The 23406-nt window shown below is 54.6% G+C and carries 20 protein-coding genes; 8 read left to right on the top strand and 12 right to left on the bottom strand.

From position 1 onward, the window contains the following. Positions 1 to 3: 3 nt before the first annotated feature. Positions 4 to 234, top strand: coding sequence for a DUF2554 family protein (locus SOM82_RS09915; protein WP_320459450.1), 231 nt, complete (start codon positions 4 to 6; stop codon positions 232 to 234). Here the strand turns inward: SOM82_RS09915 and SOM82_RS09910 are convergent, their stop codons facing one another. Together SOM82_RS09910 and SOM82_RS09905 are read right to left on the bottom strand one after the other, a co-directional pair. Further along, positions 235 to 2199: a peptidase U32 family protein gene (locus tag SOM82_RS09910; RefSeq protein WP_320459449.1), complete on the bottom strand. Its 1965-nt coding sequence runs from the start codon at positions 2197 to 2199 to the stop codon at positions 235 to 237. An 80-nt stretch (positions 2200 to 2279) separates the two neighbouring features. After that, positions 2280 to 2807 carry a helix-turn-helix domain-containing protein gene (locus SOM82_RS09905; RefSeq protein ID WP_320459448.1) on the bottom strand — a complete coding sequence of 176 codons (528 nt, stop codon included), beginning with the start codon at positions 2805 to 2807 and terminating at the stop codon, positions 2280 to 2282. Positions 2808 to 2899: 92 nt separating this feature from the next. Here SOM82_RS09905 and SOM82_RS09900 point away from each other — a divergent pair, with 92 nt between their 5' ends. Continuing rightward, on the top strand, positions 2900 to 4066 hold the full coding sequence (locus tag SOM82_RS09900) for a benzoate/H(+) symporter BenE family transporter (protein ID WP_501083562.1): 1167 nt from the start codon (positions 2900 to 2902) through the stop codon (positions 4064 to 4066). Here SOM82_RS09900 and SOM82_RS09895 read toward each other — a convergent pair. Beyond that, positions 4046 to 4918, bottom strand: a complete 873-nt coding sequence (locus SOM82_RS09895) for a helix-turn-helix domain-containing protein (protein WP_320459447.1) — start codon at positions 4916 to 4918, stop codon at positions 4046 to 4048. The genes SOM82_RS09900 and SOM82_RS09895 overlap by 21 nt on opposite strands. A gap of 171 nt (positions 4919 to 5089) precedes the next feature. On the opposite strand from SOM82_RS09895, the gene SOM82_RS09890 reads away from it, so the two are divergent. After that, positions 5090 to 5986 carry a DMT family transporter gene (locus SOM82_RS09890; RefSeq protein WP_320459446.1) on the top strand — a complete coding sequence of 299 codons (897 nt, stop codon included), beginning with the start codon at positions 5090 to 5092 and terminating at the stop codon, positions 5984 to 5986. A 32-nt stretch (positions 5987 to 6018) separates the two neighbouring features. Here the strand turns inward: SOM82_RS09890 and SOM82_RS09885 are convergent, their stop codons facing one another. The 3 genes from SOM82_RS09885 to tehA form a co-directional block, all read right to left on the bottom strand. Further along, entirely contained in the window at positions 6019 to 6693 is a 675-nt protein-coding gene (locus tag SOM82_RS09885) for a DUF3313 domain-containing protein (RefSeq protein WP_320459445.1), read from the bottom strand. Between the two features lie 219 nt (positions 6694 to 6912). Next, positions 6913 to 7509 carry a tellurite resistance methyltransferase TehB gene (tehB, locus tag SOM82_RS09880; RefSeq protein ID WP_154125392.1) on the bottom strand — a complete coding sequence of 199 codons (597 nt, stop codon included), beginning with the start codon at positions 7507 to 7509 and terminating at the stop codon, positions 6913 to 6915. Next, complete coding sequence (gene tehA / locus SOM82_RS09875; RefSeq protein WP_320459444.1) at positions 7506 to 8510, bottom strand: dicarboxylate transporter/tellurite-resistance protein TehA; 1005 nt, start codon at positions 8508 to 8510, stop codon at positions 7506 to 7508. The genes tehB and tehA overlap by 4 nt, the downstream gene beginning before the upstream one ends. 122 nt (positions 8511 to 8632) lie before the next feature. Here tehA and ydcK point away from each other — a divergent pair, with 122 nt between their 5' ends. After that, on the top strand, positions 8633 to 9613 hold the full coding sequence (ydcK, locus tag SOM82_RS09870; RefSeq protein WP_320459443.1) for a YdcK family protein: 981 nt from the start codon (positions 8633 to 8635) through the stop codon (positions 9611 to 9613). Here the strand turns inward: ydcK and rimL are convergent. The 4 genes from rimL to SOM82_RS09850 form a co-directional block, all read right to left on the bottom strand. Next, positions 9608 to 10147 carry a 50S ribosomal protein L7/L12-serine acetyltransferase gene (gene rimL, locus SOM82_RS09865; protein ID WP_320459613.1) on the bottom strand — a complete coding sequence of 180 codons (540 nt, stop codon included), beginning with the start codon at positions 10145 to 10147 and terminating at the stop codon, positions 9608 to 9610. The two genes, ydcK and rimL, sit on opposite strands and share 6 nt — an antisense overlap. A 52-nt stretch (positions 10148 to 10199) precedes the next feature. After that, complete coding sequence (locus SOM82_RS09860; RefSeq protein ID WP_320459442.1) at positions 10200 to 11855, bottom strand: glucan biosynthesis protein D; 1656 nt, start codon at positions 11853 to 11855, stop codon at positions 10200 to 10202. 305 nt (positions 11856 to 12160) lie between these two features. Then, positions 12161 to 12934 carry an ABC transporter substrate-binding protein gene (locus tag SOM82_RS09855; protein ID WP_320459441.1) on the bottom strand — a complete coding sequence of 258 codons (774 nt, stop codon included), beginning with the start codon at positions 12932 to 12934 and terminating at the stop codon, positions 12161 to 12163. 11 nt (positions 12935 to 12945) lie between these two features. Beyond that, positions 12946 to 14115 carry a pyridoxal phosphate-dependent aminotransferase gene (locus SOM82_RS09850; protein ID WP_154125905.1) on the bottom strand — a complete coding sequence of 390 codons (1170 nt, stop codon included), beginning with the start codon at positions 14113 to 14115 and terminating at the stop codon, positions 12946 to 12948. A 444-nt stretch (positions 14116 to 14559) separates the two neighbouring features. Here SOM82_RS09850 and ompC point away from each other — a divergent pair, with 444 nt between their 5' ends. Then, positions 14560 to 15696, top strand: coding sequence for a porin OmpC (gene ompC / locus SOM82_RS09845; protein ID WP_320459440.1), 1137 nt, complete (start codon positions 14560 to 14562; stop codon positions 15694 to 15696). Between the two features lie 113 nt (positions 15697 to 15809). Next, positions 15810 to 16676: a LysR substrate-binding domain-containing protein gene (locus SOM82_RS09840; protein WP_320459439.1), complete on the top strand. Its 867-nt coding sequence runs from the start codon at positions 15810 to 15812 to the stop codon at positions 16674 to 16676. Here SOM82_RS09840 and SOM82_RS09835 read toward each other — a convergent pair. Both SOM82_RS09835 and hglS read right to left on the bottom strand, forming a co-directional pair. Continuing rightward, complete coding sequence (locus tag SOM82_RS09835; RefSeq protein WP_320459438.1) at positions 16639 to 18147, bottom strand: carboxylesterase/lipase family protein; 1509 nt, start codon at positions 18145 to 18147, stop codon at positions 16639 to 16641. The genes SOM82_RS09840 and SOM82_RS09835 overlap by 38 nt on opposite strands. Before the next feature lie 42 nt (positions 18148 to 18189). Continuing rightward, positions 18190 to 19533 (bottom strand): 2-oxoadipate dioxygenase/decarboxylase HglS, encoded by a 1344-nt coding sequence (gene hglS / locus SOM82_RS09830; protein ID WP_320459437.1) that lies wholly within the window; start codon positions 19531 to 19533, stop codon positions 18190 to 18192. Positions 19534 to 19804: 271 nt separating this feature from the next. On the opposite strand from hglS, the gene SOM82_RS09825 reads away from it, so the two are divergent. Then, positions 19805 to 20728, top strand: coding sequence for a LysR substrate-binding domain-containing protein (locus tag SOM82_RS09825; protein ID WP_154125382.1), 924 nt, complete (start codon positions 19805 to 19807; stop codon positions 20726 to 20728). A 289-nt stretch (positions 20729 to 21017) separates the two neighbouring features. Then, positions 21018 to 23402, top strand: a complete 2385-nt coding sequence (locus SOM82_RS09820; RefSeq protein WP_320459436.1) for a membrane-bound PQQ-dependent dehydrogenase, glucose/quinate/shikimate family — start codon at positions 21018 to 21020, stop codon at positions 23400 to 23402. The last annotated feature ends 4 nt before the right edge of the window (positions 23403 to 23406 follow it).

Below are 23406 nucleotides of genomic sequence, written 5' to 3'. Positions count from 1 at the left end.
ACAATGGTTAAGAAAGGGTTATCTCTCATCATGCTGATTTGCGCATTATTATCCGGGCAGTTAATGGCCGGGCAAAAAGGACATGAATATTTGTGGGTGAAAAATGTCGACCATCAGCTTCGTCATGAAGCTGACAGCGACGAACTGCGGAGCGTGGCGGAAGAGTCTGCGGATGGCTTGCGCGAGCACCATCACTGGCAAAAATCGCGCAAACCGGATACCCATTTTCGCTGATTACACGCCCTTGCGCTTCGGCAGGGTTTTCAGCAGATCTTCAGGACTTACAGACGCCACGACGCTGCCGGGTTGGGGCATTTTGAAAATGTGATTTTTCATTTTACCTATCACGTGCATTTCACACGGGCGGCAGTCGAACTTCAGCGTCAGAATCTCATCCCCGTTGACCAGCTGCATGGGGGTCGCTTTCCAGCTTTTGATATTGCCTTTGGCCTGTTTCGGACACAGGTTGAAGGCAAAACGCAGGCAGTGCTTGGTGATCATCACCGGAACATCGCCCTTCTCTTCATGCGCTTCATAGGCAGCATCAATCAGCTGAACGCCATACCTGTGATAAAATTCACGCGCTTTATGGTTATAGACGTTTGCCAGGAATGAGAGATGGGTGTCCGGATAGACCGGCGCCGGCACGGAAACCGCTTTACGGCTGCCGCGGGGATAGTTCGCCAGACGCGCGGCATCGAGCATATCGGCCGTTTCACGGCGGAACTGGTTCAGCAGACTGTTCGGAACAAACAGCGCGTCAGCCAGGTTCAGCTCAACGCTGCGCGGATAATACAGGGTCTGCCCCAGCTTCGCCACGCCGTCCTTCAGGCTGGAGAGCGCCTTTTCAGCGTTGTTCGCTACCTCAAACTGGCCATCCAGCGTGTGCGTCACGCTAACGCCATCTTCGCTGGTCATCGTCAGGATCAGCTGTTCTTCCCAGCCACCCAGTTCGATATCCACGGCAATACGTCGCTCGCTGGACGTTTTCAGCAGCGCCTGCTGCCAGTTGTGATCGAGGTTGCGATTCAACGCCGCATTCGGACGCGCTTTGTAGAGATCGGCGGGCATTTCGTTAGGCCACACGCGGTACTGGTTCGCACCGGTTTTTTCTACCGTATTCGCGCGGAAACCGACAATTTCGCGCTTGATCATGACGTTCAGGCCATCGCCGTTGGCCAGCGTCTCCGTCACCTTCACATCCAGATAATCTTTACCCACTTTCAACACTTCTCCGACCGGCAGGCCGATAAATTTCGGCGAATCGAACGCGCCGATATCATCTTTACGCGCATTCACGAAATAATCCGTGCTGCCGCGATGGAAGGTTTTATCAGTGGACGGAATAAAGAAGTGCTCGGTGCGCCCGGCGGAGGCCCGCGCCAGGTCGCTGCGATCCTCGATAATCGCATCCAGCATCTGGCGATAATGCGCGGTGATATTTTTCACGTAGCTCATATCTTTGTAGCGCCCTTCAATCTTGAAGGAGCGCACACCGGCGTCGATCAGCGCCGCAAGATTCGCCGTCTGATCGTTGTCTTTCATCGACAGGAGATGCTTTTCAAAGGCGACGACGCGGCCCTGATCGTCTTTCAGAGTGTAAGGCAAACGGCACGCCTGCGAGCAGTCGCCACGATTGGCGCTGCGCCCGGTCTGCGCGTGCGAGATATTGCACTGGCCGGAATACGCCACGCACAGCGCGCCGTGAATAAAGAACTCAATGGTCGCGTCGGTGGCCTGATGAATATCGCGGATTTGATTCAGGTTCAGTTCGCGCGCCAGCACAATCTGAGTGAATCCGACATCGGAGAGAAACTTCGCTTTTTCAACGGTACGGATATCGCACTGGGTGCTGGCGTGCAGCTCAATCGGCGGGATATCCAGCTCAAGTACGCCCATATCCTGCACAATCAACGCATCGACCCCGGTCTGATAAAGATCGGTGATCAGACGCTGCGCAGGTTCAAGCTCATCATCATGAAGAATGGTGTTCAGGGTCACGAACACTTTCGCACCATAGCGGTGGGCGAACGGCACCAGCGCGGCAATATCGCTCAGGCTGTTGCTGGCGTTATGTCGGGCGCCAAAGCCTGGGCCGCCAATGTACACCGCATCTGCGCCATGCAGGATTGCCTCACGGGCAATTGAGGCGTCACGAGCCGGGCTTAAAAGTTCAAGATGATGGGATTGCAGGCGCATACTTCGTCGTTATCCGTTATGGTCAAAATGGCGGCTATTGTAGTCAGAAGTCTGCGTCAGTGAAACCGTTTTGCGCAGCCTCAGCGGGGATAGTGGATCAGAGAATGGAAATGGACGGTCTGGCCGCTACTGTTGCGATAGGCGTGGGGCTTATCACCGGCAAAACGCACGCCAGAATCGGCAAAAAGGGTGCGCCAGACGCCCTCAATACACATCTCCAGCTCGCCGCTAATCACCACCACATGTTCAATGACGCCTGCTTCATGTGGCGTCGATTCGCTCAGCGCGCCAGGGGCCAGCGTAATCGAGAAGTGATCAAACTTCAGCGTGTCATCCCACGGAAACAGCGGCTTGACCACCATCGCCTGTTGCTGAGGATCAAACACCGGCTGCGGCTGCGTTTCAGGGGTGATAAATGCGGAAAAGGGGACGTTCAGACCGGTCGCGATTTTCCACAGCGTAGAAACCGTCGGGCTGGATTCGTTACGCTCGATCTGGCCCAGCATCGCTTTTGATACGCCCGTCTCATCGGCCAGCTTCGATAAACTCCAGCCGCGCCCCTGCCGCTCTGTTTTCAGGGTTAACGCAAGATGTTCAGTGATATTCATGGCTCCTCCCGTTGCGGTCCAGTGTACCACTTGTACGCTATAGCGCACAGTGCTACATTTCTCCGGACGCTATAACGCACAACGGAGTCACCATGCGCAGTTCAACCCCACTTTTCCCGGCGATACTGGCCGGATTTGTCGCCGTGCTGGTGGGATATGCCAGTTCCGCCGCCATTATCTGGCAAGCCGCGGCAGCAGCGGGCGCCACGCCTTTACAAATCGCAGGCTGGATGACCGCCCTGGGGCTGGGGATGGGCGTCAGTACGCTCGCGCTTTCGCTCTGGTATAAGGCCCCGGTGTTAACCGCATGGTCTACCCCCGGGGCCGCGCTCCTTGCGACCAGCCTTCAGGGCGTTACGCTGGCTGAAACCATCGGCATTTTTATCTTTGCCAACGGCTTGATTGTGCTCTGTGGCCTGACCGGGCTTTTTGCCCGTCTGATGAAAATTATTCCTCACACGCTGGCAGCCGCCATGCTGGCCGGCGTGTTGCTGCGCTTTGGCCTTCAGGCCTTCAGCCAACTCGAGGGACACTTTTTGCTGTGCGGGAGCATGCTGCTGGCGTGGTTATTCGCCAAAACCTTTGCCCCCCGCTATGCCATTGTCGCCACCCTGGTGGTGGGTGGAGTCGTCGCCTGGGCAGGAGGTGACGTTGTCACAGATAAATTGCGTTATACCGTGGTCATGCCCATCTGGATCGCCCCGCAATTCACCCTGACCACGCTTATCAGTGTGGGTCTGCCCCTGTTTCTGGTGACGATGGCTTCGCAAAATGCCCCAGGCTTTGCCACGATGCAAGCATCCGGTTATCCGGTCGCCGTCTCCCCACTGATCACCTTTACCGGCGGACTGGCGCTGTTGCTCTCGCCGTTTGGCGTCTTCTCCATCTGTATTGCGGCCATCACCGCAGCGATTTGCCAAAGCCCCGATGCGCATCCTGACGCCGGAAAACGCTGGATTGCCGCCGTCGCGGCAGGCGTTTTTTATCTGCTCGCGGGGATTTTTGGCGGCTCGATTACCGCACTGATGACGGCGCTGCCGTTGAGCTGGATCCAGACGCTGGCGGGCCTGGCATTACTTGGGACGATCGGCGGAAGTCTGTATCAGGCACTGCAACATGAACACGAGCGTGACGCCGCGCTGATCACTTTCCTGGTGACCGCCAGCGGAGTGACATTGCTGAGTATCAGTTCGGCATTCTGGGGGCTGATTGCCGGTGGGATCGGTTATGCGGTGTTTTCACGCTTTCGCCGCGCGTAGCTGCGACGGCGTCAACCCGATAACGGCTTTGAAACGATGGCTAAAATGGCTGGCAGAACTGAACCCGCAGGCCAGCGCGATCTCGGTTAACGGTTGTTGCGTCAACTCCACCAGCCCTTTGGCCTTTTCCATGCGCTGCTGCATCACGTACTGATGGGGTGCCATACTCATTGACTGGCGGAACATTCGGGCGAAATGGTATTCGCTCAGCGCGGCAACCGCCGCCAGGTCGGCGAGGGTTAATGGCTGCGAAAGATTTTCTTCGATGTAAGCCAGCACGTTGCGCAGCACGAACGGCGAAAGGCCGCCTGTCACGACCGGCAGTTTCCACTGGACGCTCGAATAATGCTGAATCAGGTGCGTCAGCAGTAGCGTACTGGCGGTACTTAACGTCAGCTGGTTGGCCTGTTGCTGCCAGTCGCAGCCGAGCAAAAACTGGCGGTAGAGCAGCGCAATTTTGGGGTCGCTGGCGAAGGTTTTCTCATCGAGCGCTATCGACGCCGGGCTTTTATCCCAGATTTTTTCGCCTGTGTCGCGCAGATGTTCATCGGTGCAATAGAGATGCACAAACGACAAATCATCGCGGATATCCCAGCTTGATTCGCTCTCTTTCGGCATCAGACAGAAACGATCCGGCCCGCCGCCGTTTTTCCAGCCGCTGGCCGTTTTGTGATAACTCTCGTAGCCATCGGCGACGTACAAACTGAGAGTGTGATGGTTACTTTTGACGGTGACCGTATCGTGCTTGTTGTACCACGCGGCCAGCTGAATGCCCGTGTTGAGCGCGACGGTTTCCCGCAGCACGGCATTTTGTTGACGAAGCGTTTCAAAGGTGTCGTAAGCGCGAGACATAACAGGTAGCTGGCAAGTGAACAGACCCACAGTTTATGAAGTGTTGCCCCCTGATACCAGCCATGCGGCAACAAAAATGCGCAAGATTATGCAAGTCGGCAGCAGGATGCTGAAAGCACCACGGCGGGCGTTCGGTCACACTTCCCTTTTGTCGTTTGAGAAGAGAGTAAAATGAACGCACTTTTGTATGGGCTGGTGGTGCTGATTTGGGGAACCACCTGGATCGCGATATTTTTGCAACAGGGACCCGTGGCTGCACCCGTCTCCATTTTCTGGCGCTTTGCCGTCGCCAGCGCCACGATGATGATGGTCCTGCTGGCGCTGGGACGTCTGCGCAAGCTGGTGCTGCGCGATCACCTGTTCTGTATGGTTCAGGGCTGTTGCGTCTTTTGCTTTAACTTCTGGTGTTTTTACACCGCTGCGGCGTATATCAATACCGGTCTGGAGTCGGTCATTTTTTCGATGGCCGTCATGTATAACGCCATCAACAGTTTTATCTTCTTTGGGCAACGCCCGCCTGCCCGTTTCTGGACCGCCGCGTTCCTCGGTCTGCTGGGGATTATCACGCTGTTCTGGGACGATCTCCTGACCAGCGGCTGGAGCCCGGAATTGCTGCTGGGTATCGGCCTGTCGGCGCTGGGAACATACGGTTTCTCGCTGGGAAATATGATTAGCCTTCGCCACCAGCGCAATGGGCTGGAAACGATGACCACTAACGCGTGGGCGATGCTTTACGGCACGCTGGTGATGGGCGCCATCGCGCTGATTCGCGGCGACAACTTTATGCCGGAATGGACGGTCAGCTATATCGGAGCCCTGCTTTATCTGGCTATTTTTGGCTCGGTGATTGCGTTCGGCGCTTACTTTACGCTGGTCGGCCGCATTGGTGCCGGTAAAGCCGCTTACAGCACCCTGCTTTTCCCGCTGGTGGCCCTGACGATTTCGACGATGTATGAGGGCTACGTCTGGCACATGAATAGTGTGGCAGGATTGCTGCTGATCTTAACGGGGAATATGGTGATGTTCACCCGGCCGGAAACCTGGTTCAGGCGACTGCGGACGGCGTAAAAAAACGGCGGTGCGAAACCGCCGGTTTTCTATTATTTTTTGGTGCTGTTGACATCAAACATGGTGGCATCCGTCGCCATGTCATCAACCACCTGTTTCAGCGTCGCCACCGTCATTGGCGCATTTTCATTGCTGAGTTCTTTACCTTCGCCTTTACGCACAACCTTGATCACCGGTTTACCGGTCGCCGCATCGATCAGCTCACCTTCAAAAAAGAGATGGGTATCCATCGTGCGATGACCGGTCGCCATTTGCGTTCCTGCCACCACCAGTGCAACCGGGACCACTTCATAGAATTGCAGCCCTTCTTTCTTCGAACTCACGCCGGTAACGGCCCCGCGGAAAATCAGGCTACGTGGGCCAGGTGTCGCCACCAGCGGTTTGGTTTGACCAACAGCGGTTTTCATTTTGTTGTTGGTGTAGGCCAGCAGATCGTCCAGCACCTTTTGTCCGACCTGGGTGGTCGGCTTCGGCACCGGATAATAGGTGATTGGATTCCAGACGATGTTGTCGTAATTAGACGGTTTGTAGGATGGATCTACCCAGCGTAGCGTTGGTTTACCCGTCGCTGACGTCGTTTGCTGCAAGCCTGAATAATCTTTCAAAAAGCCCGAGTATTGATCGGGCTGCGCCACTTTGGACGCACAGCCTGCTAAGACCAGCAGGCCAGAGAGCGCTGCAACTTTAAAAAAAGTTTGAGTACGCATGGTAAGGGATCCCTGTAATGTGCAGATATGCATCTGAAGTTATAGCAAAAGCGCAGGGACTTTGTTGTGACAAAAAGGGTGCTCGTCGCATAATTACAAAAATTGGTCATTCTGAATAGTCACGCGCAGTGATTTTATGAGTATTTAATGTCCACCTTCCTCACAAACAAGGGGCACACGGCCCCCTTAATCGTATAGCTCAGGTCTGCAGACTACCCGTTAAGCGGGTTTACGCGCCAGCAGAGTGGCGAAACGCAGTTTGATGCGATTCCCGTTGGCGTCGGTGCGATGTAACTCGCCGACGTCTTCATTGTATTTCAGAGGCTCCCAGCCTTCGTAATAGCGGCTCAGTTCGCCACTTTTAAACGCGAACGGGAAACCTACGGTACACGGGTAATCGTCCGTATCCATCGCCGCTACAATCAGGTTATATCCGCCCGGTTTGGTGCAGCGCTGCATATTGGCGATCAGCCCCGGAATGGTTTTGGCTTCGAGGAACATCATCACCACCGTGGAGAGAATAAAATCATACTCTCCGTCAAAGCTCAGGCTGTTGAGATCCTGGATGGCGGTCTGCAGGTTTGAGATCCCCTCTGCCGCTTTGATACGTTCGATATTATCAATGCTCATGGGATTTTTATCCCAGGCAGTGACGTCATACCCGTTTGCCGCCAGCCACAGGCTATTACGCCCATTGCCGCAGCCCAGATCCAGCGTTTTGCCCGGCTTCACGATCCCGGCGCTGTAGACAACGTCTGAATGAGTGCGGGTCAGACCATATTTCTCGGTAAAATAGTTTTCATCGAAGCGTGTCATTCTTTTTCCTCAGTACGCATTAGCGTGGCTTTATCTGAACGAACTAATAACTTCCCCTGCATCAGCAAGATCACGGTGCGCACCAGCAGGAGCGCAATGATGCAGTTGGTAAAAATAAACAGCGGAATCGCAATAACGTGGAAAATCCCCGACGGGGCGCTCTGCCCCAGATGCAGCCCGGTCGTTGCCAGAGCGGATACGCCAAACGAGAAGCTCCAGAACGAGGCATTGAACGGCTGCGAGAGATACCAGGGCATCAGGCGCAGCGTAAACAGCAGCTGCAGCAAACCGTAGCCAAACAACATTTTGGCGAAGGTATCGGCTTCCCCGCCGTTGACGCTTAGCCAGGCGCTGCATGCCACCAGCGCGGGCGCAAGCTGAATGCCGAGCGATGTACGCAGCGTAGACGGTAACTCACCCGCACTGCGCAGACGTTGCAGGATCACCGGCTCCAGGCTGAGCCAGGAAAAGACCCCCGCCCCCAAAAACAGCAGCCCGGCATCATGAAAGCCCAACGCCCCGCAGGCCATGGCGCTGATAAAATTATTCGCCACCGTCGGCAGATACAGCCCCGGCGTTGTGGCCTCTTGCGGATGCTTGCCGCGCCACAGCCCGGCGCTTTGCCACGAGGCATAGCCAAGCTGCACGACCACACCCAGCGTAAAGAGCACCAGCGAAACCGGACGACACCACGGCACAAATCCAATCGCCACCAGCATGGTGGTGGCCGGGAAGAGACTGACAAAACTGCTCATCACCGGATGGCGCATCTCTGCCAGTACACTGTGCGGAAACCGCACGGCGCGGGTAATCGTCGCCACGGTGAGTAAAAACCAGATGATGACCGCCAGCGCGACAAGGCTCTCCCCCGGCCAGGGTGAAACCGGCCAGAGGGTGCTGGCATAGCGCCAGGCGAACCCCATGCCAATCGTCCCCAGCACCATTCCAAAGTAGCCGAAAGGTAAATGAAGAGCCTGTTGAGATGGGTGACTTTTACGCATTAATTTTAAACTATAAATAATATTTGAAATGCTAGTTTAAGAGTTTTCAGGGCCGGTTGCCAGTACTTCGAAAGGCGTAAAGTTTGCTACGTTTAATCATGACGACCAGAAGAGGCATCGTAATGACTAAATACCGACTTAGCGACGAAACTCGCTTTTATCACTGGCAGAACGGGGAGAATAAAGCGACGGTCACGTTGTACCAGATCGTTGCGGCGCGTGATTTCAGCGACGTCAAAGCGGGTACAAAAGGCGGCTGGCTGGAGGATGAAAGCGCCCTTTCTCAGGACGGTGACTGCTGGGTTTACGACGAAAACAGCGTGGTTTTCGCCGGCGCGCAAATTCGCGGTAATGCGCGAATTACCCGGCCGTGCGTCATCAGCCATGGCGCGAAAATCGCTGATAACGCTCTGGTAGAGGAAGCGCAGATCAGTCATGAAGCCCGTTTAAGTGACAACGTCACGGTCAGGAATTCAGAAGTACGCGGTCGTTGCCATTTGTTTGGCCAGGCCCGAATCCTCGATCAGAGCACCATTATTGCGGCAATCGGACTCACCGCCGATCGGGAGCAGATCCTTAAAATCTTTGATAACGCCACCGTCAGACACTCCCGCGTGGTTCATCAGGCGCAAATCTACGGCAACGCCACTGTGGATTATGCCTTTATAGAACACCGGGCGGAAGTGTTTGAGAACGCCCTTATCGACGGTAATGAGATCAACAATGTCTGGGTATGCGACTGCGCCAAAGTCTATGGCAACGCTCGTCTGGTGGCAGGCCTGGAGGACGATGCGATCCCGACGTTACGCTACAGTTCACAGGTGGCAGAGAACGCCGTGGTGGAGGGGAATTGTGTCATCAAGCATCATGTGCTGATTGGCGGGCACACCTGGCTAAAAGGCGGCCCAATCCTGATTGATGATAAGGTGGTTATCCAGGGACGCGCCCGAATCAGCGGAGATGTGCTGATCGAGCATCGTATTGAGATTACCGACGATGCGGTGATTGAAGCCTTCGCGGGCGAGAGCATTCATCTGCGTGGCGAGAAAGTCATTAACGGAGAACAGTGCATCACCCGCACGCCGCTGCTGGGCACGCTATAAACGGATAATTTTCGCGTAGCTGTTCACATCGTGAAAATCGCCGTTAAGATACTCGGCCTCTTTGAGACAGCCCTCCAGAACAAAACCGTTGCGCAGCGCCACGCTGTTGCTTTGGCTATTCGCCACCCGGCATTTGATAACGAAACGACGAATCTCACCCCGCCCGACGTAATACCGCATAAACGCCTGCAATGATTGCGAAAGGATCCCCTGCCCCTGGCTGCCTTTATCCAGCCAATAACCAATGTAACCGGTCTTGTTGGTCGGCTCGATGGAATTGAACGAGAGCACGCCTTTCAGCGCTTGATCCTGATAAATCAGGAACATTTTCGCGTAGCCACGCTGATGCAGCATCTGATTGCTTTGCGCATTGCGTCGCGTATCGTCCTCGGAACCGACATACTGCGCCCAGTCAAAGGCGGTCTGAAGCCAGCTTTTATTTTTGATGACCAGACTGTGCAGTTCGCTGGTGAAACGCTCATCAATGGCGCGCAGCTCAATGCGGTCGCTAACAGGGATGATTTCGGATGCTATTGTGGTCATGGTGCTTATCCTGGCCCTCTCCGTGCGAAGAGGGCCTGAAACGTTAACGCATCACGCGGTCGTCAACATAGTTGCGTTTATCCGGCGCTGGCGGGAAATACTGATACAGCCAGGTTTCACTGATCGCATCTCCCTGACAACGCAGGAACATACGCATCTCTACCGGGTCGGTGGAATCGTTAGTGGGATACCAGTCGAAGAGTATGCGATACCCGTCGAAAGGTTCGACGTAGAGGATTTCGACCTGTTTTGCTTCACCGTTAGAGAGCGTGATGACAGGCTCGATACCTTTTGGCGCCGCAGCTTTCAGATCGCCACCGACAAAATCGATCGCAAACCGACGGGCCCACGTTTTCGGATAATTTTCGCCCGGTGCCCAGCCTTCCGGGAATCCACCCATTCCGGTACGGGTAGCGTAGACGTTCGCCAGCGGCGAGCGTACCGGCGGCTGCGCGCTCCAGTACAGACGGTATTTGAACTCCAGTTCGTCGCCCGCTTTCACGGTTTTTTCTGGCTGCCAGAAACACACCACATTATCCAGCGTTTCGCCGGTGGTGGGGATCTCCATCAGCCCGACGCTGCCTTTCCCCCAGTTATTGCGGGGTTCAACCCACAGGCTCGGACGCTTGTTGTACCAGCCCATGATGTCCTGATAGTGGGAGAAATCGCGATCCAGCTGCAGCAGGCCAAAGCCTTTCGGGTTTTTATCCTCAAAAGCATTGAACTGTAATTTTTGTGGGTTATTCAGCGGACGACAGATCCATTCGCCGTTGCCACGCCACATCGACAGGCGGTCGGAGTCGTGGATCTGCGGGTGAATGGTGTCGCACATGCGGCGTTCATTATTGCCGCAGCTGAACATACTGGTCATCGGCGAAATGCCGAGCTGCTTGATATCTTTACGCGCATACAGGTGGTTATCCACCTCCATGATCACCTGGCTCTTCTCGCAGCGGATCACGAACTTATAGGCGCCGGTAATACTTGGGCTATCGAGCAGCGTATAAACGGTAAAGGTGGTGTCGCCAGGCTTGACGGTTTCGAACCAGAACGACGTGAAGTCCGGAAACTCTTCCGGGGTGTCCGTAAAGGTGTCAATTGCCAGACCGCGCGCGGAAAGACCGTACTGATAAGTATCATCCACGGCGCGGAAATAGCTCGCGCCCAGGAATGAGACAATATCGCGGCGGGCCAGCTCTGGAGCTTTGAAGGCGCGGAAACCCGCAAAACCTAAATCACTTTGGCCCTGCAGTTGTTTGGTGTCCACACCCGCGTCGTGATAGTTGAACAGCTCCGGACGGAAGTGGATCTCACGCGCCTGCGAAGTGGCGGGATCCAGAGAGAACATGCGGACACGGCGGCGGAAACCCATGCCCATATGGAAGAATTGCACGTCTAACTGACGGTCTTCGATGTTATTCCACAGGGACTGCTTCGCATCGTACTGGATGGCGTTGTAGGCCTGCGGCGTCATGGTCGCCAGCGTGTTCGGAAGCGGACGAGGTGCGCCGCCCCACGGGGTTTGCGCCAAATCGTGCGCCATAGATTGCAGTACAGAGAAGTCAAAAAGACGACTCTGGCCGTCCGCAATCTCTGAATCTGCGGCAAACGCCGCGCGGGAAAAGAGCGTTGAGAGTCCGGCGGTACCGCTCAGCGCAGCCATTGCCAGCGAGCCTTGTAAAAAACGTCTGCGATTCATGCCTGAAAAAACGTCCTTATGGTCGTGTGAATGAGTTTCGCGGGCGGCGAAACGACGGCAAGAAAGAACGCACAGCCTAAACAAAAACGGTTAAGAATCCAATTGTTGGGCGGCGATTATCTGAACAAAGCGAGAAATATTTTCTGTCGAGGGGAATGAGCTGAATTGGCGGTAAAGTTATGTATATGGCTTATTGATTTTGCTATGCCGTGAGTCTGCCAATGCGCGAGCATCGCAACGTCAAACGGGTCAATAAAAAGCCCCTGATGGACATCGGCATCAGGGGCGAATCAGGCGCAATATTATTATTTTACGCTGACATCGATACCCGGAAAATACTTCTGAGCCAGTTTATCGATCGTTCCGTCAGCGCGGACTTTTTCAATGGCCGAATCGAGCTGTTTTTTGGTGGCCTCATCGCCCTTACGCAGCCCAAATCCGATCCCGCTGCCGAGGATGGTATCGTCCGACACCGGTTTGCCGATAAAGCCAAACCCTTTCCCCTGCGGCTTGCTAAGGAAACCTGCCTGTCCCGCCGCCGACATCACCAGCGAGGCGTCAATGCGGCCGTTCAGCAAGTCACTCCATGCCATATTCTGATCTTTATAAGACACCACGGTGACACCGTGCTTTTCCCAGTGCTCTTTTGCGTAGGTTTCCTGAATGGAACCCTGCAATACGCCAATGGTTTTACCTTTTAACCCTTCCGGGGTGGCTTCCACACCGCTGCCCGCTTTACCCACCAGCTGGGAAGGAATGCGGTAAATTGGCTGGGTGAAATCAATGCTCTGGCGACGCTGATCGGTAATGTTCATCGCGGAATTGATGGCATCGTATTTTTTGGCCATCAGACCCGGGATCAAGGCATCGAAAGAGGTTTCAACCCAGCTGCATTTCAGTTCCGCGGCTTTGCAAATCGCATTGCCGAGCTCAATGTCAAACCCTTCCAGTTCGCCTGAAGCATTCCGGCTTTCAAACGGTGGGTATTCTGCTTCCAGGCCGTAGCGTAACTCGGTCGCGGCAAAGGAAGAAAAGGAACACAGCAATCCCATGCCGACAACTAACGCGTTAAATTTCATAGCAAAACTCCTTAGCGTGGTTTAACCCGACACAGGGCCTGGGCACCTGCCCGTAATGTTGCCTCGTCTTTAGCAAAAGAGAGGCGGATCAATTTGTTATCCGTCCCGTCGGTATAAAACGCCGAGAGCGGGATAGTCGCGACACCGGATTCAACGATCAGCCGTTTAACCATCTCACTGTCGCTCTCGTCGCTGAAGTGGCTGTAATCCGCCAGCAGGAAGAACGAACCGGCGCTCGGCAGCAGCCTGAACGGGGATTCAGCCAGCAGCGTTTGCAGCAGATCGCGCTTACGCTGATAAAATGCCGCCAGCGACAGCCAGGTCTGGGGATCGGCCATATGCTCAGCGAAGGCGTATTGCATTGGAGTATCGGCAGAAAACATCAAAAATTGATGCACTTTGCAGATATCGTTCATCAGTTCAACGGGAGCCACACAATACCCCACGCGCCAGCCGGTGACATGATAGGTTTTTCCGAATGATGAAATGATCACGCTGCGTTCGGCCAGCTGCGGATGTGTTGCCATGCCGTGATGCGGTTGCCCGTCAAACACCACATGCTCGTACACTTCGTCAGACAAAATAATGATGTCTGTGTGGCGCGTGATAGCGGCCAGCTGTTGCAGGTCGTCCGCTGAAAACACCTGTCCACTTGGATTGTGCGGTGTGTTGACAATGATCATCCGGGTGCGGGCGGTTATCGCGGCGCGAACCTCATCCCAGTTTACGGCAAAATCCGGAACCGTCAGTTTAATCGCCACGGGCGTCGCGCCCTGCAGGCGGACAATAGGCGCATAGCTATCAAAAGAGGGTTCGAAATAGATAACCTCATCTCCGGGATGCACCAGCCCACTTATCGCCGAATACAGCCCTTCACTGGCGCTGGCCGTAATCAACACCTCACTGTTGGCGTCATATTGCGTGCCGTATAGCGTGGCAATCTTATCCGCGATACGCTCTTTGAGCGGTTGTAAACCGGTCATGGACGCATACTGGTTATGGCCAGATTCCATCGCGCGCGTCACGCCGGCAATCAGCTTAGGATCACAGGAAAAGTTAGGTGCGCCCTGAGAAAGATTAATGGCGTTGTGTTGAGCAGAGAGCTGGCCAATCACGGTAAAAATCGTCGTGCCTACGTCAGGCAGTTTAGAGCGGGTTTGCACCGGAGTACGCAGTGTCATCATCAATCCTTTCTCGTGGATGTTGCATAACGATTCAACAAGAAGGCACTGATGGCGACAATCGAATTGTTGTCATATCAGCCATGATCAAAACGCATGGCTTGAGGTGTTGCAGTCGCAAAGTTGGTTTGAAAAGGATTTCAATTTTTAGAGAAAAACCCAACCACAGATCACAGTATTTGAATAAATCCTTGCCTGCATCATAAAAAAATAATTAATCCGTTCGACTATTAAATAAAAATATATAAATACAAGGAATGAATTATCAAAACTCATAACTGGATATAATCATCATTTCAGTTCGTTAATGTCGAATTAAATACTAACATTTTAAAAAATCATTCTGTTTGCTGAAACAATCTAAAGAATATTAGGATCCATTTGACTCACGAGATGGATGGAAGTTCATTTCCAATCATAATAAAAGCGTTTTAAGGAATAAAAATGAAAAGAAAAGTTTTGGCAATCGTCATCCCGGCACTTATGGCGGCAAGCGCTGCTCACGCAGCTGAAATTTATAATAAAGACGGTAATAAACTGGATCTTTACGGCAAAGTCGATGGTTTGCATTATTTCTCTGACAACAGCTCTGCCGATGGCGACCAGACCTACATTCGTCTGGGCTTTAAAGGTGAAACACAGATCAACGAGCAGCTGACCGGTTACGGCCAGTGGGAATACAACGTTCAGGCGAACAACACCGAAAGTTCTGAGAACCAGTCCTGGACGCGTCTGGCGTTCGCGGGCCTGAAATTTGGCGAATACGGTTCATTTGATTATGGCCGTAACTACGGCGTGCTGTACGACGTGGAAGGCTGGACCGATATGCTGCCAGAGTTTGGCGGTGATACCTCCGCACAGACCGACGTCTATATGACCAACCGCGCGAACGGCGTTGCCACTTATCGTAACACCAACTTCTTCGGTCTGGCTGATGGCCTGAACTTTGCCCTCCAGTATCAGGGTAATAATGAAGACGAAGGCAACGGCAACGAAGGCACCAATAATGGCCGTGATGTTCGCCACGAAAACGGCGACGGCTTCGGTATCTCTTCTACCTATGACTTCGGTATGGGCTTCAGCGCTGGCGCGGCTTTCACCACGTCTGACCGCACCAACGCACAGCAAAACAGTAACAGCCCTTACATTGCTGACGGCGACAAAGCGGATTCCTGGGCAACGGCTCTGAAATACGACGACAATAATATTTATCTGGCGGCGATGTATTCCGAAACACGCAACATGACAGTATATGGCAGCAATTCTGCTGGCAATACTGGCGGCGTAGCAAATAAAACACAGAACTTTGAAGGCACCGCTCAATATCAGTTCGACTTCGGTCTGCGCCCGGCGGTTTCTTTCCTGGTGTCTAAAGGTTACGATTTAGCTTACAACGGTGTAACTACCGATAAAGATCTGGTGAAGTATGCCGATATTGGCGCAACGTATTACTTCAACAAAAATATGTCTACCTACGTTGATTATAAAATCAACCTGTTGGATGAAGACGATGTGTTCTATAAAGACGCTGGCATCGCTACCGATGATATCGTTGCATTAGGTCTGGTTTACCAGTTCTAATAATTTACTTCTCTCAAACCCGCCATCTGGCGGGTTTTTTTTCGCTCATTGACAGGCTCCGCAAGGTGTTGTGTGATGGATGACATGATAAAAACGCATACCTGGAGTGTTTTATGTCGCGCCGTACGTTTCCACACAATGCTGTTGACGCGTTTCTGGTGACTGCCCGTCACCTTAATTTGACGCACGCCGCGAAAGAGCTTTGCCTCACCCAGGGAGCGGTAAGTCGTAAAATTGCCACGCTGGAATCCTGGCTCGGTTTTTCCCTTTTTGAACGTCACGCCCGCGGGCTGCGGCTCTCCTCTCAGGGAAGCGCCCTGCTTCCTGATCTACAATCCGCTTTCGAAAATCTGATTACGGTGGCAGAGCAGGCGCGCGCGCAGCAGACCGTAGTGCGTCTGAAAGTTCCCACCTGCGCCATGCGCTGGCTGGTCCCGAGACTCCTTCAGGTCGAGCGCGAACAGCCTGAGCTGCAAATTTCGCTGACCACCACCACCGATCACACCGTCAATTTCAAAACAGAATCCTACGACGCCGCCATCGTGTTCGGCACGCATTTAAGCGCAGGCGATCTGCTGTTTGAAGAGGCGCTCACGCCGGTGCTGAGTCCGCTGCGTATGAATACCGCGCTGGAATCGCTGACGTTTCTGCATCCTACCCGGGACAAAACCGACTGGTCACTGTGGCTCTCCAGACAGGCAAATCCCGCGCCGATCATGCACAAGAATCAGCATTTCGATACGATGGATTTGGCGATTACCGCCGCAATGCAGGGCCTTGGGGTGGCGATAGCAGATGAAACGCTGGTAGCCGAAGATATTGATGCCGGACGTCTGGCACGGCCTTTTGACACCAGCGTCAAAACCGGGGCCAGCTACCGGCTGGTCATGCGCGAGTCGCGGGCCAAGGCGGCCGGACTCGCCGCATTTCGCGCCTGCCTGCTCAATCCAGGCTCACGTGATGTTTCATCACCCGCTTAAACAGGCTCATTCTGGCACGCATAAACCGGTTTTCAAGCCTGAAACCTGCATGTTTATTCAGCCCGATACGTAACACCACATCGCGCCCTTTTCGACAGGCGGGCCATCGTACCGGACCGGGTAACACATCACTTTTTCGGCTCGCATGCCGGGCAAAACTGACCCAGTAATCAGCCACCTGAGCGCAAAAATCAAGATCCTGTTGATTAACATACTGCCGCGAGGGTTCAACATGACCCAAAGTATCAAAGACATACGGAACTTCGTTGCCGTGCCACGCGCCGTTGAGATAGGTTGCGTGTTCCGCCTGGGCCACATAATCAAACCAGTAGCGCCAGCAGGGTTCACCGGCTCGCTGCTGGGCCTGCATCACCACAAATCCCATGGTGGTAAACGCCATATCACGACAAACCTGCCGCCCCAGCTCTTCGTCCCCTTTGACGCCCGGATAAAGCAGTTTGATCAGACCGAGACCTAAGCGCCGCTCGCGGCGGAGCTTCTGGATTTGCCCGGCCAAATCAATACCAAACACGCCCAGTACGCTTGCCTCGTCGCTGTTCGAACCAATCATGACCGGAACGGGATGCTGACGCGCAGAGAAAAAGCGATCCAGCATCGGTTCTGGCAGGACGCAGTCACCGACGATGGGCGTTGGCGCGATATTAAGCGGAGCCTCCAGAGACCAGAATGCCGCAGCCGGGATCGCGCGCAACTGCCCGGCAGTGGCGTCATTAAGGCCGAAATGCGCCGCCAGCGCCTCACCTTTTTCCAGTGCCTGTTCGCGCGGCGTATCGGGCAACGTATACCCACTCTGCACAATCGCCTTGTGAAACAGCCCTTCAGACAGAGGTGACGTCAGCAAGGACAACACGCTGCGCGCGCCTGCGGATTCACCAAACAGCGTGATATTCGTCGGATCGCCACCAAAAGCGGCAATATTGTCGCGCACCCATTCAAGCGCCGCGATTTGATCGAGCAGCGCAAAATTATGCACGATGCGCTTTTCTTCTCCCGCCAGTGCGGGATGGGCGAAGAATCCCAGATGGCCCAGTCGATAATTTATCGTCACGATGACCACATCGCGACGCGCAAGGGCTTTACCCTCATAGGGCGGCAGCCCGCCTGCGCCGATGGTGAAGCCCCCACCATGCAGCCACACCATCACCGGCAGGGGATCATTGCGTTTAACCGGTGACCAGACATTGAGATAAAGACAATCTTCCGAGAACCGCCCCGGATCGCCGCCACCCAGCGCCTGACAATATTCACTGCTCTGCCAGCTGGAGGCTGAAAACGCCGTCGCTTCCCGCACTCCACGCCACGATTCAGGCGGTTGCGGCGAGCGCCAGCGCAGCTCGCCAACGGGCGGTGCGGCATAGGGGATCCCGCGCCAGACATGCACATCATCATCCGTTAAACCGATGAGCGCACCCTGGCGGGTTTCAATAACAGGGGTCGGAGAATTTTCCATATCAGCCTTCTTTTTCCGTTACACCCCCGCAGAGTAACTTTTTTAAAGCAAACCGCAACGTCGTTTACTGCGATCTTCGGCCTGCTGATACAGCGTAAATTCGTCATTAACCGGACAGCCCAGCGCCACTTCAAACTCTTCCCGGCTGGCGTTCCCGTGGCTACGCGCCTGGGTTTCGTTCCCGAGATTCGACTGGAAAATTCCCGCGGCGCTCACCGGCAGGAAATCCTCATAGATAATGGGCTGCGCGACAACCCAGCCGCGTTCAATCAACGGTTGCGGATCGTCGCCTGGACGGAAGGCCTGACGATGCGCTTCCCCCGCTGGCGTCAGTCGATAGCGAAAATAGGCCAGGCCCTGACGGCGCAGGAACATTTCGCTGTCCGGGAAAGTCTGAAACACCTCCCGCAAATGCAGTTGATGGGTAAGATTATCCTTACCCGTGCCCGCCTCACCCAGCAGACGGTCGTACAATTCGCGTCCTTTTGGCGTTAATGCCACCCCGCGTTGTTCAATCTCCCCGAATCGGGCGGTATGCGTGCCTTTATGTTCTCCGGCGAAAAGCACCGGCTCTTCCAGCGCTTTGAAACTGGTCTGTCGCAGCAGAATCGGCACTTCCCGACGCGGCGGCCCTTCTATCAGCACTTTGGGTTCTATACCGTATTTCGGCATCAGCTCCTGAACCCGGTCAATATCCAGCGTACGCGGTGTCAGGTGGTTGATATGACAGCCCGGGAAACAGACCACATCGGCAATGAGACGATGTTCATCGTGCAGTGCCTGATAAGTTTCCTGATCAACGGTGGCGTGGCGATGCCAGCGAAAAGTCTCCAGCGCTTCCTGAACAAATTCGCGTGCCTGAGCGGGCGTCAGTTGCCCCTCGCTCTCATGCAACGCAATCAGTTCCAGACAGCGTGGGGTAAAGATTGCACGACGGGCAAGGATATCTGCGGCGCGCTCGCGCAGAGCGACATTCTCGATCAGATCGAGTCGCAGTAACGAAGTGAAGACACGGAAAGGGTTACGGGACAGCGCGGCATCGTCGATTGGCCGAAACGCCGTCGAATGGACCGGCACACCCGCCTGCGATAGATCGTAGTAGCTGACCGGGTACATCCCCATGATGGCGAACATTCGGCGCAGCGTAGCCAGCTCCTGAGCGCTCCCCACGCGGATAGCGCCGTGACGCTCAACGTTCAGACGCGCCAGCTCATCCGCATTGGCCAGTTGTTCATGCAAGTGGGGATTATTTTCCAGTACCGCCAGATTCACATCCGCGACCAGTTCCAGCAATGTGCCGTATTGCGGAACTTCCTGCTGGTACATCGCTGACATTGCCTGCGAAAAGTGTTCCCGAATATCATCAGCCGTGATGGTGTTCGCCATGATGTCATGCCTCCAGTGAATAATACCTGGAGTGTAGAGAAGGCCGCTCTCCTCGGGGGGAAGAATTTACGATTTGTGATCCTGGCAGGTAACTGATTATTCCCTGTACTTTTCAAGGGGAACCAGAAACAGACCCCACCCAGAGAATAGCCAGTTGATGAAATTTACTTGTAACTCAAATAGATCAAATGTTAATAATATTTTGCTATCAGGTTATCAAAATTAAACTTCTTCCCTTGTCACCCATACGGCTCTGTTCTTAACATCGCATATGGAAAAAAATGGTTTGTTCAGTCAGCGCATACGCTTGCGCCATTTGCACACTTTTGTGGCCGTCGCTCAACAGGGAACGCTGGGGCGTGCGGCTGAAACTCTTAATCTCAGTCAGCCCGCCCTGTCGAAGACGCTGAACGAACTGGAACAGCTAACAGGAACACGCCTGTTCGATCGCGGACGCCTCGGCGCGCAGCTCACCCTGGTCGGCGAGCAGTTTCTGACTCATGCCGTAAAAGTACTGGACGCCCTGAATACCGCGGGTCAGGCGCTGACCCGCAAAGAAGATCAGGCCACCGACGTGGTGCGCATTGGCGCATTGCCCACTGCCGCGCTGGGGATCCTGCCCGCTGCAATTGGTCAGTTTCATAAACAGCAAAAACACACCACGTTGCAAGTGGCGACCATGAATAACACCATGCTGCTCGCCGGGCTGAAATCCGGGGAGCTGGATCTGGGGATTGGCCGGATGTCCGACCCGGAGTTAATGGGTGGCCTGAGCTATGAACTGTTGTTCCTGGAATCACTGAAACTGGTGGTTCGCCCCCATCATCCGCTTTTACAGGATACGGTGACCCTGAGCCGGGTGATGGAGTGGCCGGTTGTGGTCTCACCAAAAGGCACTGTGCCGCGTCATAACGCCGAGGTGATGCTCCAGATGCAGGGCTGCAAACTGCCGTCGGGCTGTATTGAAACCCTCTCAGCCTCGCTTTCGCGCCAGCTCACCGTCGATTATGACTACGTCTGGTTCGTTCCGTCCGGAGCAGTAAAAGAAGATTTACGTCAGGGCACCCTGACTGCGCTGCCGGTGGCATCGCCCGGCGCCGGCGAACCCATTGGGATCCTGACGCGCGTAGATACCCCGCTCTCCCCGGCGGCGCAATCACTCCTGAGCGCCATCCGCAAGTCGATGCCAATCTGATTTCACCCTGCCTTTCTCTTTCCTGCCCGTCGCGCTGACGGGCGGTTTATCTGCTTTAATCAAATAATGCGAAATTTATTATTAACAATTGCGCAAAACAATTTAACAGTTTTATCATAGTCGCGAATTCACCAAATGGTTCACACCAGTCTTTATCATGTGAATTTTAAGACCGTTAAAACGGTAATAAACGTATAAATCAACATTTAAACCGTATTCAATTATCCATTTGGTACATACGCAGCACTGCGCAGTCCGGAAGAATACGCGCTCTTTTAAGGAGACAGAAATGGCATTTGGCAGCGCGCCACGCGGGGTAGCAAGGCTCCTGCAGTGGCTCCTGATCGCACTGATGACGATCATCGGTCTGGCGATCGGCGGGTTGGGCCTCAAGCTCGCCACCGTAGGCGGAAGTCTTTACTTCCTGATCATGGGCGTGGTGATGGTGATCTCCGCCTTTTTAATCTTCACCAACCGCACCAGCGGTATTCTTCTGTATGCCATCGCATTTATCGCTTCATTATTCTGGGCGGTAAGCGATGCGGGCTGGGATTTCTGGCCGCTTTTCTCACGCCTGTTTACCCTGGCGGTACTGGCATTTTTGTGTGCCATCGTCTGGCCTTTCCTGCGCGCGGCAAACCGCGGCGCACCGGTGAATAAAACGCCGGCATTTGCACTCGCGGCGGTTCTCGCCGTTGCGATGCTGGTCAGCTTCGGCTGGATGTTTAAGCCGCAAACGCTGGTCAGCGCCAGTGAACCCGTTCCGGTTAAACCTGTCGCGGCTGGCGAGCAGCAAAAGAACTGGGAGCACTGGGGCAACACCACCCACGGCGATCGCTTCGCCGCGCTCGATCAGATTAATAAGCAGAACATCAGCGAACTGAAAGTGGCCTGGACGGCGCACACGGGAGATATCCCGCAAAGCAACGGCTCCGGCGCGGAAGACCAGAATACGCCGCTGCAGGTTGGCGACACTCTGTTCGTCTGCACGCCGTACAGCAAAGTGCTGGCGCTGGACGTGGATTCTGGTCAGGAGAAGTGGCGCTACGATTCCAAAGCCACCGCCCCTAACTGGCAGCGTTGCCGTGGCCTGGGCTATTTCGAAGACCACAAAGAAGTGACAACGTCACAAACAGAAACGCAGCCAGCTGCCTGCTCTCGTCGTTTGTTCCTGCCAACCACCGATGCGCGCCTGATTGCCATCAATGCTGATAACGGCAAAGTATGTGAAGACTTTGGCGATCATGGCATTGTCGATCTCAGCGTCGGGATGGGTGAAATCAAACCTGGCTACTATCAGCAGACCTCAACGCCTCTGGTGGCCGGCAATGTTGTCGTGGTCGGTGGGCGCGTGGCGGATAACTTCTCCACGGGTGAACCGCCAGGCGTGGTTCGTGCCTATGATGTGCACACCGGTAAACTGGCATGGGCGTGGGATCCGGGTAATCCGAATCTGACCGGTCTGCCACCGGAAGGTCAAACCTATACGCGCGGCACGCCAAACGTCTGGTCGGCGATGTCTTATGACGCGAAGCTGAACCTGATTTATCTGCCAACCGGCAACGCGACGCCAGATTTCTACGCGGGTGAACGTACCGCCCTGGATGATAAATACAGCTCCTCGATAGTCGCCGTAGATGCGACCACCGGTCAGGTGCGCTGGCATTATCAGACCACTCACCACGACCTCTGGGACTTCGATCTGCCTTCTCAGCCGCTGCTGTACGATCTGCCGGACGGTAAAGGCGGTACTACGCCAGTGCTGGTGCAAACCAGTAAACAGGGCATGATCTTCATGCTCAACCGTGAAACCGGAGAACCGGTGGCGAAAGTGGAAGAGCGCCCTGTTCCGGCGGGAAATATTCAGGGCGAACGCTACTCTCCGACTCAGCCGTATTCTGTCGGCATGCCGATGATTGGCAACCAGACGCTGACTGAATCCGACATGTGGGGCGCGACGCCAGTCGATCTGCTGCTGTGCCGTATTCAGTTTAAAGAGATGCGCCACCAGGGCGTCTTTACCCCTCCGGGTCTTGACCGCTCTCTGCAGTTCCCTGGCTCTCTCGGCGGCATGAACTGGGGCAGCGTCTCCGTTGACCCGAACAATGGCCTGATGTTCGTCAACGATATGCGTCTGGGGCTGGCCAACTATATGGTTCCGCGCGCGAACGTAGCGAAGAACGCCAGCGGCATTGAGATGGGTATTGTTCCGATGGATGGCACACCGTTTGGCGCGATGCGCGAACGTTTCCTGTCACCGCTGGGCATCCCGTGCCAAAAACCGCCGTTTGGTACTATGTCTGCCGTCGATCTGAAAAGCGGTAAGCTGGTGTGGCAGGTTCCGGTTGGTACGGTAGAAGATACCGGCCCGCTGGGTATTCGTATGCATATGCCAATCCCAATCGGGATGCCAACGCTGGGTGCATCGCTCTCGACGCAGTCTGGTTTGCTGTTCTTTGCGGGCACACAGGATTTCTATCTGCGCGCATTTGATACCGCCACCGGGAAAGAGATTTGGAAGGATCGTCTGCCAGTGGGCAGCCAGTCGGGACCGATGACCTACGTCTCACCCAAAACGGGCAAACAGTACATCATCATTAACGCGGGTGGCGCACGCCAGTCGCCGGATCGGGGTGATTACATTATTGCCTACGCTTTACCGGATAAAACGTAAACCA

It is taken from the genome of Lelliottia sp. CFBP8978 (assembly GCF_034046055.2).
In the GTDB taxonomy this organism is placed as follows: Bacteria; Pseudomonadota; Gammaproteobacteria; order Enterobacterales; family Enterobacteriaceae; genus Enterobacter.
The sequence above is the reverse complement of the archived record's forward strand: the minus strand, read 5'-3'. Positions and strand labels throughout refer to the sequence as shown.

Excerpts from the sequence above, each read along its gene's own strand:
- hglS (WP_320459437.1), bottom strand. The coding sequence starts at position 19,533 with ATGGCGAACACCATCACGGCTGATGATATTCGGGAACACTTTTCGCAG.
- tehB (WP_154125392.1), bottom strand. The coding sequence starts at position 7,509 with ATGACACGCTTCGATGAAAACTATTTTACCGAGAAATATGGTCTGACC.
- SOM82_RS09895 (WP_320459447.1), bottom strand. The coding sequence starts at position 4,918 with ATGTCTCGCGCTTACGACACCTTTGAAACGCTTCGTCAACAAAATGCC.
- SOM82_RS09825 (WP_154125382.1), top strand. The coding sequence starts at position 19,805 with ATGGAAAAAAATGGTTTGTTCAGTCAGCGCATACGCTTGCGCCATTTG.
- SOM82_RS09840 (WP_320459439.1), top strand. The coding sequence starts at position 15,810 with ATGTCGCGCCGTACGTTTCCACACAATGCTGTTGACGCGTTTCTGGTG.
- SOM82_RS09820 (WP_320459436.1), top strand. The coding sequence starts at position 21,018 with ATGGCATTTGGCAGCGCGCCACGCGGGGTAGCAAGGCTCCTGCAGTGG.
- SOM82_RS09855 (WP_320459441.1), bottom strand. The coding sequence starts at position 12,934 with ATGAAATTTAACGCGTTAGTTGTCGGCATGGGATTGCTGTGTTCCTTT.
- SOM82_RS09860 (WP_320459442.1), bottom strand. The coding sequence starts at position 11,855 with ATGAATCGCAGACGTTTTTTACAAGGCTCGCTGGCAATGGCTGCGCTG.
- SOM82_RS09900 (WP_501083562.1), top strand. The coding sequence starts at position 2,900 with ATGCGCAGTTCAACCCCACTTTTCCCGGCGATACTGGCCGGATTTGTC.
- SOM82_RS09910 (WP_320459449.1), bottom strand. The coding sequence starts at position 2,199 with ATGCGCCTGCAATCCCATCATCTTGAACTTTTAAGCCCGGCTCGTGAC.
- ompC (WP_320459440.1), top strand. The coding sequence starts at position 14,560 with ATGAAAAGAAAAGTTTTGGCAATCGTCATCCCGGCACTTATGGCGGCA.
- SOM82_RS09850 (WP_154125905.1), bottom strand. The coding sequence starts at position 14,115 with ATGACACTGCGTACTCCGGTGCAAACCCGCTCTAAACTGCCTGACGTA.
- SOM82_RS09890 (WP_320459446.1), top strand. The coding sequence starts at position 5,090 with ATGAACGCACTTTTGTATGGGCTGGTGGTGCTGATTTGGGGAACCACC.
- tehA (WP_320459444.1), bottom strand. The coding sequence starts at position 8,510 with ATGCGTAAAAGTCACCCATCTCAACAGGCTCTTCATTTACCTTTCGGC.
- SOM82_RS09915 (WP_320459450.1), top strand. The coding sequence starts at position 4 with ATGGTTAAGAAAGGGTTATCTCTCATCATGCTGATTTGCGCATTATTA.
- ydcK (WP_320459443.1), top strand. The coding sequence starts at position 8,633 with ATGACTAAATACCGACTTAGCGACGAAACTCGCTTTTATCACTGGCAG.
- SOM82_RS09885 (WP_320459445.1), bottom strand. The coding sequence starts at position 6,693 with ATGCGTACTCAAACTTTTTTTAAAGTTGCAGCGCTCTCTGGCCTGCTG.
- SOM82_RS09905 (WP_320459448.1), bottom strand. The coding sequence starts at position 2,807 with ATGAATATCACTGAACATCTTGCGTTAACCCTGAAAACAGAGCGGCAG.
- SOM82_RS09835 (WP_320459438.1), bottom strand. The coding sequence starts at position 18,147 with ATGGAAAATTCTCCGACCCCTGTTATTGAAACCCGCCAGGGTGCGCTC.